The sequence below is a fragment of the Staphylococcus sp. HMSC34C02 genome, from assembly GCF_001838705.1.
In the GTDB taxonomy this organism is placed as follows: domain Bacteria; phylum Bacillota; class Bacilli; order Staphylococcales; family Staphylococcaceae; genus Staphylococcus; species Staphylococcus borealis.
The window spans coordinates 1-12,735 of sequence record NZ_KV838560.1 but is presented as its reverse complement, the minus strand read 5'-3'; the positions used below and the strand labels follow the sequence as shown (position 1 = coordinate 12,735).

The 12,735-nt window shown below is 34.3% G+C and carries 12 protein-coding genes, 1 pseudogene and 2 riboswitches; of the genes and pseudogenes, 4 read left to right on the top strand and 9 right to left on the bottom strand.

The window, feature by feature from the left end:
- Position 1: 1 nt before the first annotated feature.
- The 6 genes from HMPREF3239_RS01820 to HMPREF3239_RS01795 all read right to left on the bottom strand — a co-directional run bounded on the left by HMPREF3239_RS01820 (position 2) and on the right by HMPREF3239_RS01795 (position 5,568).
- A complete protein-coding gene (locus HMPREF3239_RS01820) occupies positions 2-949 on the bottom strand; it encodes a thiamine pyrophosphate-dependent dehydrogenase E1 component subunit alpha (RefSeq protein WP_053030103.1) in 948 nt (315 codons plus the stop codon).
- Positions 950-986: 37 nt separating this feature from the next.
- Positions 987-2,339: a dihydrolipoyl dehydrogenase gene (lpdA, locus tag HMPREF3239_RS01815; RefSeq protein WP_070854546.1), complete on the bottom strand. Its 1,353-nt coding sequence runs from the start codon at positions 2,337-2,339 to the stop codon at positions 987-989.
- Between the two features lie 274 nt (positions 2,340-2,613).
- Positions 2,614-3,021, bottom strand: coding sequence for a carboxymuconolactone decarboxylase family protein (locus HMPREF3239_RS01810; protein ID WP_053030105.1), 408 nt, complete (start codon positions 3,019-3,021; stop codon positions 2,614-2,616).
- Between the two features lie 13 nt (positions 3,022-3,034).
- Positions 3,035-4,231 (bottom strand): 3M3SH-releasing C-S lyase, encoded by a 1,197-nt coding sequence (locus tag HMPREF3239_RS01805; protein WP_053030106.1) that lies wholly within the window; start codon positions 4,229-4,231, stop codon positions 3,035-3,037.
- Between the two features lie 153 nt (positions 4,232-4,384).
- On the bottom strand, positions 4,385-4,897 hold the full coding sequence (locus HMPREF3239_RS01800; RefSeq protein WP_070854545.1) for a DUF308 domain-containing protein: 513 nt from the start codon (positions 4,895-4,897) through the stop codon (positions 4,385-4,387).
- Between the two features lie 98 nt (positions 4,898-4,995).
- Positions 4,996-5,568, bottom strand: a complete 573-nt coding sequence (locus tag HMPREF3239_RS01795; RefSeq protein ID WP_053030108.1) for an ECF transporter S component — start codon at positions 5,566-5,568, stop codon at positions 4,996-4,998.
- Positions 5,569-5,666: 98 nt separating this feature from the next.
- Positions 5,667-5,765: riboswitch (TPP riboswitch) on the bottom strand.
- A 99-nt stretch (positions 5,766-5,864) separates the two neighbouring features.
- A riboswitch (TPP riboswitch) is annotated at positions 5,865-5,964 on the top strand.
- Positions 5,965-6,035: 71 nt separating this feature from the next.
- On the opposite strand from HMPREF3239_RS01795, the gene HMPREF3239_RS01790 reads away from it, so the two are divergent.
- The 4 genes from HMPREF3239_RS01790 to HMPREF3239_RS01775 all read left to right on the top strand — a co-directional run bounded on the left by HMPREF3239_RS01790 (position 6,036) and on the right by HMPREF3239_RS01775 (position 10,112).
- Complete coding sequence (locus HMPREF3239_RS01790) at positions 6,036-7,103, top strand: LuxE/PaaK family acyltransferase (protein WP_053030109.1); 1,068 nt, start codon at positions 6,036-6,038, stop codon at positions 7,101-7,103.
- Between the two features lie 10 nt (positions 7,104-7,113).
- Entirely contained in the window at positions 7,114-8,547 is a 1,434-nt protein-coding gene (locus tag HMPREF3239_RS01785) for an acyl-CoA reductase (protein WP_053030110.1), read from the top strand.
- A gap of 20 nt (positions 8,548-8,567) precedes the next feature.
- Positions 8,568-9,335 (top strand): SDR family oxidoreductase, encoded by a 768-nt coding sequence (locus HMPREF3239_RS01780; protein ID WP_070854544.1) that lies wholly within the window; start codon positions 8,568-8,570, stop codon positions 9,333-9,335.
- A 90-nt stretch (positions 9,336-9,425) separates the two neighbouring features.
- The gene (locus HMPREF3239_RS01775) at positions 9,426-10,112 is read left to right on the top strand and encodes a type 1 glutamine amidotransferase domain-containing protein (RefSeq protein ID WP_070854543.1); all 687 of its coding nucleotides are present in this window, start codon (positions 9,426-9,428) and stop codon (positions 10,110-10,112) included.
- A 106-nt stretch (positions 10,113-10,218) separates the two neighbouring features.
- Here HMPREF3239_RS01775 and HMPREF3239_RS01770 read toward each other — a convergent pair.
- The 3 genes and pseudogenes from HMPREF3239_RS01770 to HMPREF3239_RS01760 form a co-directional block, all read right to left on the bottom strand.
- Positions 10,219-10,404: pseudogene (locus tag HMPREF3239_RS01770) on the bottom strand (NAD(P)/FAD-dependent oxidoreductase); the annotation flags it as partial.
- Between the two features lie 197 nt (positions 10,405-10,601).
- The gene (locus HMPREF3239_RS01765) at positions 10,602-11,675 is read right to left on the bottom strand and encodes an NAD(P)-dependent alcohol dehydrogenase (protein ID WP_053030114.1); all 1,074 of its coding nucleotides are present in this window, start codon (positions 11,673-11,675) and stop codon (positions 10,602-10,604) included.
- A 175-nt stretch (positions 11,676-11,850) separates the two neighbouring features.
- Positions 11,851-12,630, bottom strand: coding sequence for a hypothetical protein (locus HMPREF3239_RS01760; protein WP_053030115.1), 780 nt, complete (start codon positions 12,628-12,630; stop codon positions 11,851-11,853).
- Positions 12,631-12,735: the final 105 nt, after the last annotated feature.

The following is a 12,735-nucleotide window of genomic DNA, read 5'->3' as shown; positions in this document are numbered from 1 at the left end:
TTTAAGCAAATACATCTTTATATAACGATTCGACATCTGGCAATTCACTGTCATCTGCATATTTCACGGCATCTTCGACAGCTTGTTCAGCTGCTTGTTCAATTTCATCTGCTTCTTCTTCAGTCAACCAACCTTCTTCGAGTGCTTGTCGCTTAAAGTCTTCTGTTGCATTTTTATCTGCATTACGGTCGTTTGGAGATTTAACTTTTTGTTCATCACCTTCAAAATGTCCATACTTACGGTATGTGTCACACTCGATTAATGTAGGACCTTCACCATTTTTTGCTCGTTCAACGGCTTCTTGAGCTGCTTTGTACACTTCGACTACATCCATGCCATCTACTCTGACGCCTGGCATATTATAGGCTGTAGCACGTTCGGCAATTGTTTCTGAGGCACTGGCATAGTCATGTGTTGTACCTTCACCGAATTGGTTATTTTCACAAACGAAGATAACTGGAAGATTTAAAATTGAAGCAAAATTTAGTCCTTCATGGAAATTCCCCTCATTTGCTGCACCATCTCCAAAGAAACAGACCGCTACATTCTTTTTACCTTGATTTCGAATAGAGATGCCAGCACCTGTCGCAAGACCAAAGCCACCACTTACGATACCGTTGGCCCCTAACATCCCTTTATCAATTTCCGCAACATGCATTGAGCCACCTTTACCATGGCCAAGACCATCGCGTTTACCCATAATTTCAGCCATCATACCATTTAAGTCGCAACCTTTCGCAATCGCATGTCCATGACCACGGTGGGTACTAGTGATATAGTCATCATCTTCAAGTTGTGACATAACACCAGTTGCTACGGCTTCTTCGCCTACATATAAATGAACAAAACCAGGAATTTTACCATCGCTAAAGATTTTATGCACCTTTTCTTCAAAGTATCGAATTTCATTCATCGTTTTATAAATCCAACGTGCTTGTTCTTTTTCCATCGTTAGTTCCTCCCATCACTCATGATTCGTTTTGTAATTACATGTGAATGGCTTTTCCGAAGTATGCATCCGCACTCTCACCAATAGCCTCTGATAGAGCGGGATGTGGTTGAATGATGTTAGATAATTCATTCATCGTACCTTCTGAGGCCTTAACACCTAATACTTCACCAATTAAATCTGTCGCGTGTGGACCAACAATAAAGGCACCTAATACTTCACCATACTTTTTATCAGCTACAATTTCGATAAACCCTTGTGATTCTCCTTTTACAAGCGCTTTTGCATTACCTTGAAAAGTAGATTGTGTTACGGACACGTCATAACCCGCTTCCTTAGCTTGTTCCTCAGATAAACCCACAGAGGCTGCTTCAAGTCGAGTATAGATGCAACGCGTAATATTTTCTGGAGAAACTGGATTTGGATTTAATCCAGCTAAAGTTTCAACAACATGTATTCCATGTGCGCTCGCTGCATGTGCAAGTTGATAGCCCTTAATTAGGTCTCCAATAGCATATACGTGTGGACGACTCGTTTGATAGTGGTCATCAACTTGTACAAATTTACCGTCCATCTCTATATCTAATGCTTCAGCTACTTTAATATTCGGCTGTCGACCAGTTGCCACCAATAATGTATCAAATGACACATCATCGTAATTCTCTAAGATTACTTCGGATGAGGTTAATTGACTGATCTTAGCGCTGGTCAAAATTTTAATCTTTTGACTCTTCAAATGTGCTTTTAATCGTTCACGCACCACTTCAATCTCAGTCAGGAGAATATCTTCATTTACTTCAATCATTGTGACCTTAACTCCCAAATCTGCCATTGAAGAAGCTAACTCAGTCGCAATAACACCACCCCCAATAATGGCAAGTTGTTTAGGTAATGTATCTAAATCAAAAAATGTGTCTGTAGTTTCATATTTAATATCATCTAATCCCTTAATAGGCGGGATAAATGGTTTGCTACCTGTAGCTAAAATAATATCTTTTGATTGATAAGTGTCACTATTTACCTTGACCTTTAAATCATCTGTTACAGTAGCCTCTCCCTCAATATAAGTCACTTTATTTTTCTTTAATAAATACTTCACACCATCCGTAAGCGTGTTAACAATGTGCTGTTTACGTTTCAATAATTTTGAGAAGTTCACTTTTAATGATTGTGTTTCAATCCCCCAATCATTAGCCATACTGATGTCATGCGCCTTTGTTCCATGTTCAAGTAATGTTTTAGAAGGTATGCAACCTACGTTTAAACAAGTCCCCCCTGCATTAGTTTTCTCTACTATTGCTACCTTTTGACCTAATTGTGCAGCGCGAATAGCGGCAACATATCCACCAGGTCCTGCACCAACAACAATCAAATCATATGATTCTGTCATCACTATCACCTACTCTCATAAGAACATATTATTGTGCAACCCAAAATACTCTGTAAAAACATAGAAATAAAATATGCTTTATTTTTAATGTAAGCGCTATCTTATTTCTTTAATTACATTTTATACTCATGATTTTGAATTTTCAAATAATTGTAAAATTAAATTTTTATATACTTATTTCTTAAATTTCATATCGATTTTATACGATTTCACTAACTATCTCACTAGTCTCTCAAAGCAAAAAACCTCTAGCCAAATAGACTAGAGGTTTGTGTTATGGTTGTAATTTCATTATTGCACCAAAGTTCTGTTGTGCGTTGGTGAATGTAATAAATGCAATGAGTTCAACGATTTCTTCTGTTGTTAGATTGTCTTGAAGTACTTTAATAATGTTGTCTGGAATGTGGTCGCCCATTTTGATAAACACCTCGGTAAATCCTATGCAAATGGATGATTTTTCATCTTTTAGACTGCCGGTAGGTTGACCTTTTGCCTTACAGTATTGGCACCCATTATTCTGGGCTAACATTCTTCGTATTTCTTCTTTCAATGCCTTGCTAAGTGTGCCGTCACTTTCTAGCACATCACTTAGCTGTGACCATGACTGCATGATTTTGTCTTGATGGCCTAATAACTTTTGAAATGGTGTCTGGCCGTTGTTCGATGGGGGTATAATTGACATGCATAATCTCCTTTTAAATCAATGCATCTTTTATTTTTTGTAATCCTTTTTTCATAACTTCACGTGGAATGGCAATATTGATTCTAATGTGACTTTCCGCGTTATGGACAAATTGTTCTTGTCCTTCAATGATTACGCCTGCGTGTTTGATAAAGTATTTCGCGATGGGTTCGTTGATTTCTTTTTCTTTGATGTAATAGCTTAAATCTACCCATGCGAGGTATGTGGCTTCTGGTATTTTAAATTCTGCATGAGGGAGTTCTTGTTCTAAGAAGTTTGCCAAATATTTGAAGTTATCGTCTAAATAATCATTCATAGCGGCTAACCAGTCTTCGCCTTTTTCATAAGCTGTTTGTGTCGCAACGATACTTAATGGATTCTCAGAACTAAAGTGATGTAACTTCCATGTCTTTAATAATCTTCTATTCGGAATAATGATGTTTGAGAACATTAAGCCTGCTATATTAAATGCCTTACTTTGCGACATTGCGGTCACAATCTTATCGTAATCTGGCACTGCTTTAGCAAAAGGGATATGGGTTTGACCGGCACGTTTAATGTCACAATGAATTTCATCTGAAATGATCCATACATCATTATCTGCCATGATTTGACCAAATTGTTTCAATTCATCTTCTGACCATACGCGGCCTGTTGGATTATGTGGGTTCGCAAAGATACACAGTTTAATATTTTCTGATTCTACTTTTTTGCGTACATCTTCGAAATCAATTTCATAATAACCGTTATGATTAATCATTGGAGAATAAACCGTTTCAATGTGGTTTTTATCGCATGCCATTTTAAATGGTCCATAACTTGGTGTTAAAATAAGCGCTTTGTCATCTTCATCACAAATATAACTTACAAGTTCAATTAACCCAGCAACTATACCATGAGAGAATACAAGGTGGTCTTGTGGGAATGTATAACCAAATCGTCGCTCTGTCCATGAGACAAAGGCATCATAATAATCTGTACCAAATAAGTTAGTGTAACCTAGAATCTTTTTATCTAGTCTATCTTTAATCGCATCTAACACAACGTCGGGTGTCGCGAAATCCATATCAGCGACCCACATACGGATGAGTTCATCATGGTCTTCTAAGTCTGAAGTATCTGCATCTCCAAATAAGTAACCTTTATAACCTTCAACATTCATCGCATTAGTTTCACGGCGATCAATGATTTCATCAAAATTGTACGTCACATGAATGCCTCCTATAATCATTGTTTAATATATTTTATTGTAATACTTCCAAATCATGAATTCACTTTTTAAGATTTTCTCTTCTAAATATAAAAATTGGGAGAAAGACAAGAAATTCATATAGAATTCTGTCTCTCTCCCTCCCCTGAAAATTTATGCAAGGCCGTCAATGACATAAGTTACACCTAAAATTGCAAATGTGATCGCAATCATTGTTGAAACAAGTATCATCCCCATCATAGGATTAAATAATAAAATCATTCCTAATAGCAAGCCTAAAATATTAACTATGATAGATAGTCCTTTTAAACGGCTTTGCTTAGAAATCGTAAGTAGACCGATAATTGAACTTACAATAAACCATGCGGCAAACATGAAAATAAAGAATGTTGAACTTGCTCCAACATTAAACATGACTAGCAGTCCAAATATAATATCTATAATTCCTATAACCATAATAAGTCCAGTACCACTACCAGCGACCGCTCTTGCAGCACGACGGAATAACAGCTGAATCACACCGTTAATAAGAATAAATAAACCAATAAGCCAAGTCAGCGTGTAGAAGTTTTTAACAGGATAACTAAAGATGATAACTGCCACAATTAACAGTAATGTCCCTATTATTAAGCTTGACCATTTCAATTTGTTATTATCTTGTGCCAATGTAATAACTCCTTCCAACTAAAAAACAATAATTCAAGTATAAGAAATTTATGGTCAGGTAACAATAAATAAAATTTCATTATAAAAATGATACATTTTTATAATGCGTCAATATCATCTTTAGTTGAATTTCGATATAAGTTCGTTACGCCTGTTTTTTCTAACGCTTTTACAATATAGTAGCCAAATGCACCTGATAATAACGTTCCGCTTAAAATTCTAATCGTATAAAGTAAGATTATATTCCAAGTAGATAATTCTCCCAAATAGTTAAATAACCAATCAACTGGTATAGTAAATATTCCAGCAGTCGCACCAGCTAACATAGCTACTGCTAGTTTAGTAGATTTGTATTTAAAAATTAAAAATATAATTTCACATGCTAAGCCTTGCGCTAAACTATGTAATAAGATGGACATATTAATATCTCCCGATAAAATTGTCTCCCCGGCTCCTGCAGCTAGCTCAGCTAGTAACGCCACTCCTGGTTTACGAATTATTAAAAATGCAACTACTGCAGCTATAAACCAAAGTCCATAAGCTATTTGATCTAAATGAAGACCTAATGGTTTTAATGCTGCAACAGTTAGTCCTACACCCTTATAAATCAAACCAAAAATAAAGCTAATTAAAACAGTTACCAATATATCTGCCAAATTTAAATTTTTCAACTTTTTCCTACTCCTTTAGAAGAAATATGCAGAAAAGTACATAAAAAAACACAAACTTATCTAACCAGAAAGTTTGCGCATAAAAAAGTATATAGATTTATATTTGATATATACTTCCCTACGCTAGTGCTAACTAGTTCAGGTTCAAAGGGTTTGGATTGCTCCATCTCAGTTAAAAAACACCCCTAGTACTGATATCTGCTTTATTTTAAATATAATTACCTTTTATTCATTTGTCAAAAATTAATTTTGAAATTCAATTAATATTTTAATATAATATAAGCAACATTAAAATTATATATCACTATGGGTGCTATTTGCTGAGAGAAGTTATCAACTTCAACCATTGAACCTGATATGGCTAAAACCAACGTAGGAAAGTGATTTCGAGATAACTATTATACCTATTAAAGCAGGGAGCACTGTATTGTTGCTCCCTGTTTTTTATTTTAAAGGAGTAGATACAAATGAACTTTAAACAAATTAAACAATATATTTATCAATTTATTGAAAATGGTAGTTCTGATGATTTCCCAACAGTTGCTTTAAAACTATTTGAATATCAATTTAATAACAACCGTGACTATAAAAGATTTTGCCTATCTCAAGGAAAAACACCTCAAACAATTAATGATTGGAAAGATATTCCAGCTGTCCCAATTAATGCATTCAAACATGCAACATTTAGTACTATACCGATTGAAGATGCCCAATTTATCTATATGACTAGCGGTACTACTAGCGGAATTAAAGGCAAAAACTATCATAAAGATTTAGATGTTTATGACTTAGCTATGACTTCATTTTTTAAGAAAATGTTTCTTCCAGATTACAGTGAGATTGAGATGGCTATATTATTCCCTTCTCCTAAAGAACTTCCAAGTTCTTCATTAGCTCATTACCTTGAAGTAGCGAAATCAACATTCGGAACAAAAAATAGTGCAATATATATTGACAATAGCGGTATTCAATATACAAAACTTATTCAAGCTTTAAGACAATCTGAAACAAATGGAACACCATTTTCATTGCTTGGTGCAAGTTATAGCATTGTTCATTTAATGGAATATCTAGAAGAACATAATTTAACTTTTATATTACCTGAAGGTAGCCGTATATTAGATACAGGAGGTTACAAAAATCGTTCTAAAGAACTACCTCAACAAGAATTTTACGATAAATTATCAAATATATTTAATATCTCAAAAAACATGTGTATCAATATGTATGGTGTTACAGAATTAAGTACACAATTTTATGATAAAGGGAATCAAATATCTCCATCAATTAAATTTTCACCTCATTGGTGTAGAAGTCGTGTTGTTAATCCAATGACTATGAAGGATGTTTCCTATAATGAAAAAGGTATTTTAATTCACTATGATTTAGCAAACTATAACTCTGTGGCAACAATCATGATGGAAGATGTTGGAGAACCTACTGAGCAAGGATTTATATTACATGGTCGAACTGAAGGATCATTGGCAAAAGGTTGTTCATTAGCTGTAGAGGAATTTTTAAATTCTAAAAATTAAGGAGATACTTATGAAATTAAAAGTTGGACATGTGCCTTTTATAGCGAGTCATGAAATACATTATAAAGAAATCGAGTTTCAAGACTGTACCGCTTTAGTGCCTGAATTAACCGAAAATCAATTAGAATTCGTTTGCTCTAAAATAAAAGAACATAGAGCAAAATTGAGAAGTTATTCAACTTCAAAAATTATTAGTTTAATTGACCAAGCTATTCATGAACTCCTAGATTCCCAATCCGAATGGAGAAAAAATATTGATAGAATCATACCTCAAACTACAGGATATAGTTCAGAAATACTTAAAGTAGGATTTACAAAATACTTAACTACTTTTAGAAAATTTGAACTACAACGCTTCGTATCAGAAGATTTTTATAACCCTAATATTTTAGAACACTTTGTTCCTAATCATAAAGGCGGCTTCTCAAAAGCCATCGCACCAGATATTATCACTCATATATGGTCTGGAAATGTTCCAGGACTACCTTTATGGAGTCTAATCAATAGTTTAATAGTAAAATCTGGAAGTATTTGTAAATTACCTAAGTCTGAACCTTTTATCGCTAGTTGGTTTGTTCAACTTTTAGCTAGAATCGATCCAATTATTGGTAATAGTATAGCTATTGTTTATTGGACTGGAGGTAGCACAAATTTAGAAGATATTGCCATTAAGCATTCAGATGTGATTATAGGTTATGGTAATAACACAGTTTTAAACCAAATTTCTAAACGAATTCCTATTACTAAAAAGTTCTTAAGTTATGGTGAAAAAGTAGGTTTATCTATTATAAGTAGCGAATCTTTAAAACCTAATAAAGTTCAAAATGTCGCTAAGAATATGGCTTTAGAAATCATGCGTTATGATCAACAAGGTTGCTATTCACCACAAATGATATTCATACAAGATAATGCACAGATTAATCCTAAAAATTTTGCTCAGATAATTTGTAGTGCATTACATCAATTAGAAAAGCAATATCCTATACGCGCACTCACATTTGAAGAAAGTATAGAACGTGTGCAAAGAATTAAAGAGGTTGAAACACAAATTATGTTTGATGATTCTCTAAAAATATATAAAAACCAAAACTCATCATGGGTGGTTGTTTATCATGAAAATCAATGCTTTTATCCTACCCCTTTAAATCGTTTTGTTCGCATCATGCCATTTAATAAAATTAATGAACTTATACAATTAATAGCACCTCATAAAAAATACATCCAAACGATAGGAATGGCATCTTCTAAGGAAACAATGTTTGATTGGTGTGAAAAACTATCTAGTACTGGAGTCAGTCGTTTTACTAGCATTCAATCTATGACTCTACCTGAAGAAGGATGGCATCATGATGGTGGGTTTAATCTAAAAGATTTAGTTTCTTATGTAGATATTGAACAAAATTTATTAAGTGACAGTGAAAACTTTGTAGAATATGAAATTTAGTAATTGCTGGAGGGAATTTAATGACCCATTTTCAAAATAAAGTTGTTTTAATTACTGGAGGAAGTAGAGGTATTGGTCGTGCAATTTCAATTGCATTTGCAAAAGAAAAAGCAACTGTCATTATCAATTACAAAACAAATAATAATGCTGCGAACGAAACAGTTCAAAAATGCAAAAGTTTTGGTGCTAATGTTGAAGCTATAAAAACTGATATTAGCAATGAAGATGAAGTTCAAGATATGATTAAATATATAATTAATAAATACGGTAAACTTTCTTGCTTAGTTAATAACGCATTTGCTCCATTCAAATTTGATGCTGAGCAACGACAAATGGCTGATCAAGTTTCTTGGGATGAATATGACACACAATTCCAAGGTGCCATTAAATACGCATATAATACTATACACTATTGCATGCCTTATCTTAAAGAAGAAGTAGAAAGTTCTATTATCAATATTACTAGTAACTTAACTAAACGACCTATTATTCCATATCACCAATATAATGTTGCTAAATCAGCGTTAGAAAGTTTCACTAAAAACCTTGCAATGGACTTAGGTCGATATAACATTCGAGTTAATTGTATTGCGCCTGGATTAGTGTATCCAATTAATGGAACGTACAATACTAAAGAAAAGCTAAAAGAAAATATTATAACTCAAACTCCGTTGGGAAGGATTGCAACACCAGAAGATATTGCAGGACCAACTTTATTTTTAGCTTCACAATGGAGTGAATTTGTTACAGGACAAGTTCTTTATGTTGATGGTGGCTTTACTATCTAACATTTTAAATAGACCATTATATACTACTTCGGTTTCCTACTTTTCTGAAAAGGGTAGACTGAAGGTAGTATAAAATGAGGAGGCGTATCAATGAATACAAAAAGAGCATTAGTGGTTGTGACAAGTGTAACGAAATATCCAGATATGAACCGTCCAACTGGTCTATGGTTTGGCGAGGTTGTTCATTTCGCGGATGTCTTATATAAAAATGGTTATAAAGTGCATTACATTAGCCCAGAAGGTGGTTATACTGCCATTGATCCACAAAGTCTACAAGAGGATGTGATGACTGATTTAGATTGGAAATACTATCAAAACAAAGATTTTATGACACGTCTTGGCCATACCGTTACACCTGATGCTGTCAAAGCTGAGAATTACGATATTATCTACTTCGCTGGCGGTCACGGTACGATTTGGGATTTCAAAGACAATGAAGATTTACAGAAATTAACACAAGAAATCTATGACAATAACGATGTCGTTTCATCTGTTTGTCATGGCGCAATTGGCCTATTAAATGTTAAAGATGCTGAAGGTAACTATATCATCGATGGCAAAACAGTTACTGGCTTCTCAAATAGTGAAGAACAAGCGGTTGGTTTGGCAGACGTCGTGCCTTATCTTACTGAAGATGAACTGAAACGTCGCGGTGCTAACTATGAGCAAGGCGATAACTGGACTGAATTTGCAGTCGTTGATGGTCGCATCATTACTGGTCAAAATCCACAATCTGGTAAAGCCGTAGCTGAAAAATTCTTAGAATCTCAAAAGTAACATTTTAGACTGCGCGTACAGTTAAAATATAAAAACAAGCCTACATGATTTGGAACAATAACGCATTAGTTCCAATATGTAGGCTTATTTATTGATTTATATTAATTTACAACATAGTCACTTTCAACATATCAATGACACCACTAGAGGCACCAGGGAAGGCAAAGATCAATTGATTTAAATCTTGTGCTGTCATACGTTGATTAATGATAAATACGAATAAGTTTACTAACTCAGCTGCGTCAATACCATAAATTTCTGCGCCGACCAATCGTTTATTTTCATCTAACACAAATGGGCGTGGGACAGAATTCTTTTAAATTCGTTGTCCCACCCCCGCAAGGATGACTAGAACTGAGAAAAGCTCGATTTAAGCGTCTTCTCAGTTCAGTCAGCTACTGCGAATTTGCTAATTAGCATGATTATATTATTTATGTCCCAGACTGATTTGTTAATGTATATTCAATTTAGCTTAATGGTGGTGATTCATTATTTATCTAAAAAGCCATTTGGATATACCATCACTTTCAAGGCATCGCCTTTACTTGTACGTGTTAATTCCATCGCTTCTTTTGTATCGGCAAGTTCAAATTGATGTGTGAATAGTGAATCGATGTCAGCGTCTGTTGTACTTAAGATTTGGATACCTTGTGGGTACGTATTAGCATATCTAAACACACCTACAATATTGATTTCATGGTTCGCAATAAATGGCACATTGATTTCGTTCATATCTTCTTGAGGTAAACCAACAATAGCTAAAGTACCGCCATCTTTTAACGAATTTAATGCGCTTCTTAAGGCAATCGGGTTACCTGCTGTTTCGATTGCATAGTTAACACCTTGACCGTCTGTTAATTCTTTAATGCGTTCAACGACGTCTTCATTTTTAATATTAATTGTTGTTGTTGCGCCTAAACGTTTAGCCGCTTCTAAACGATTATCTTCTAAGTCTGAAACGATAATGTTTGTTGCGCCATAAGCTTTAGCAGCGACAACTGCCATTAAACCAACGGGACCCATACCCATAATCACAACAGTTGATCCTGGTTTAATATCCGCACGCTTACATGCTTGTAAACCTACTGAGAATGGTTCAACAAGGGTTGCTTGTTCATAAGTCACTGAGTCTGGTAAATGATACAGGAAGTCTGCCGGATGGCTTACATATTCACAGAACGCACCATCGTATGGTGGTGTCGCCATAAATTCCATATGTGGACATAAATTATATTGTCCTGATTTACAGTATTCACATTCACGGCAAGGTTCACCTGGTTCGATAGCAACACGATCTCCTACTTTAAAGTCTGTTACTTCATCCCCAACTTGTGCGACCATACCAGCACATTCATGTCCTAATACGATTGGTTTTTCAACTACGAATTCACCAACACGACCATGTGCATAATAGTGAACATCAGAACCACAAACGCCTACTGCCATCATCTTGATTAAGACATCTTTAGGTCCTACTTTTGGCATATCTCTTTCGACAATTTCAATATCATAAGGTTCATGCATTAATGCAACGTTCATTTTCTCCGGAATAGTTTCACTCATAAATAACATCCTCCTAAGTTTATGTATCTTATACTATTCTTTCACTGAAAATGGTGTATGTAAACGATTTCATAAATATTTGTAAAGTAATTTTAAACTAAAATGATGAATTCACAATAATTTTTTCAATAAAAAAATCGCTACTTTATTAGGTAGCGAATATTAGTTTAAAGCTCTATTTACTTTCAACTTCTAAAATGTAAGTCAGCCAGTTTCCAAATTCACAGCATAAATGATATTGATGTTGATGAATCATATAATTTGGTAAAATCGCTGGAAATTCAACTAATGCTTTAAAACGAAAGCCATTATTTTCATTGCGAATTTGATGACGCATACCGCCTATAATCATGCCGTTTTTCAATTTAGCAACGCCCGGTAATTCAATTTGGTAATCTTCCGACATACGTGATTTAAGTTTCGTTTCATCATTATAATGAGCAAAGAAATGTGTCGGTAACGGACTACCACCTGTAGTTTCAAGCACTTCTTGAATTTCTGCAGTAATGCCTTCGAGTACATAATGATCCGGATTTGCTTTCACATTAATTTCATCATGTTCTGGCGTTTTCTGCATCATTACTTGATTTAAAACATTCATCACTTCCTGAGCATTTAAATGACTATTAGGTATAGCGATTTCAACTGTGCTCATTTTGCGTTGTCCAAACGATAGCTTAGTAGCTATTGCTGATATTAAGTTACCTACTGTATATTTTAATCTCATTGATTTTCTTAGTTTTGAAAAGGTGATGTTAAGTTTAGCTTGAGCAATTTCCTGTTTCATATTATCTAAATCATTATTTTTAACCCATAATTTGACATTTTTATTTAACTGAGCTTCTGGATATTTCGATAAATATTTATAAACATTTTTTAAACGTTGCGTTTCCCATTTATTCACTTTCTTTTGAGTCACTTGTGTACCGTTAATGTAAAATAGCATTTTTGTCATTATGTTCTCACACCTTCTATCTGTTAGTCATTTCATAATAGCATAACATTAATTTACATAGAGTTAAAAGATGGGACAAAAATAATATAATGAAGCTATTTAGCA

What these genes read in the sequence shown, in the direction of transcription:
- HMPREF3239_RS01790 (WP_053030109.1), top strand. Translation starts at nt 6,036, where the DNA reads ATGAACTTTAAACAAATTAAACAATATATTTATCAATTTATTGAAAAT.
- HMPREF3239_RS01765 (WP_053030114.1), bottom strand. Translation starts at nt 11,675, where the DNA reads ATGAGTGAAACTATTCCGGAGAAAATGAACGTTGCATTAATGCATGAA.
- HMPREF3239_RS01785 (WP_053030110.1), top strand. Translation starts at nt 7,114, where the DNA reads ATGAAATTAAAAGTTGGACATGTGCCTTTTATAGCGAGTCATGAAATA.
- HMPREF3239_RS01820 (WP_053030103.1), bottom strand. Translation starts at nt 949, where the DNA reads ATGGAAAAAGAACAAGCACGTTGGATTTATAAAACGATGAATGAAATT.
- HMPREF3239_RS01780 (WP_070854544.1), top strand. Translation starts at nt 8,568, where the DNA reads ATGACCCATTTTCAAAATAAAGTTGTTTTAATTACTGGAGGAAGTAGA.
- lpdA (WP_070854546.1), bottom strand. Translation starts at nt 2,339, where the DNA reads ATGACAGAATCATATGATTTGATTGTTGTTGGTGCAGGACCTGGTGGA.
- HMPREF3239_RS01810 (WP_053030105.1), bottom strand. Translation starts at nt 3,021, where the DNA reads ATGTCAATTATACCCCCATCGAACAACGGCCAGACACCATTTCAAAAG.
- HMPREF3239_RS01760 (WP_053030115.1), bottom strand. Translation starts at nt 12,630, where the DNA reads ATGACAAAAATGCTATTTTACATTAACGGTACACAAGTGACTCAAAAG.
- HMPREF3239_RS01775 (WP_070854543.1), top strand. Translation starts at nt 9,426, where the DNA reads ATGAATACAAAAAGAGCATTAGTGGTTGTGACAAGTGTAACGAAATAT.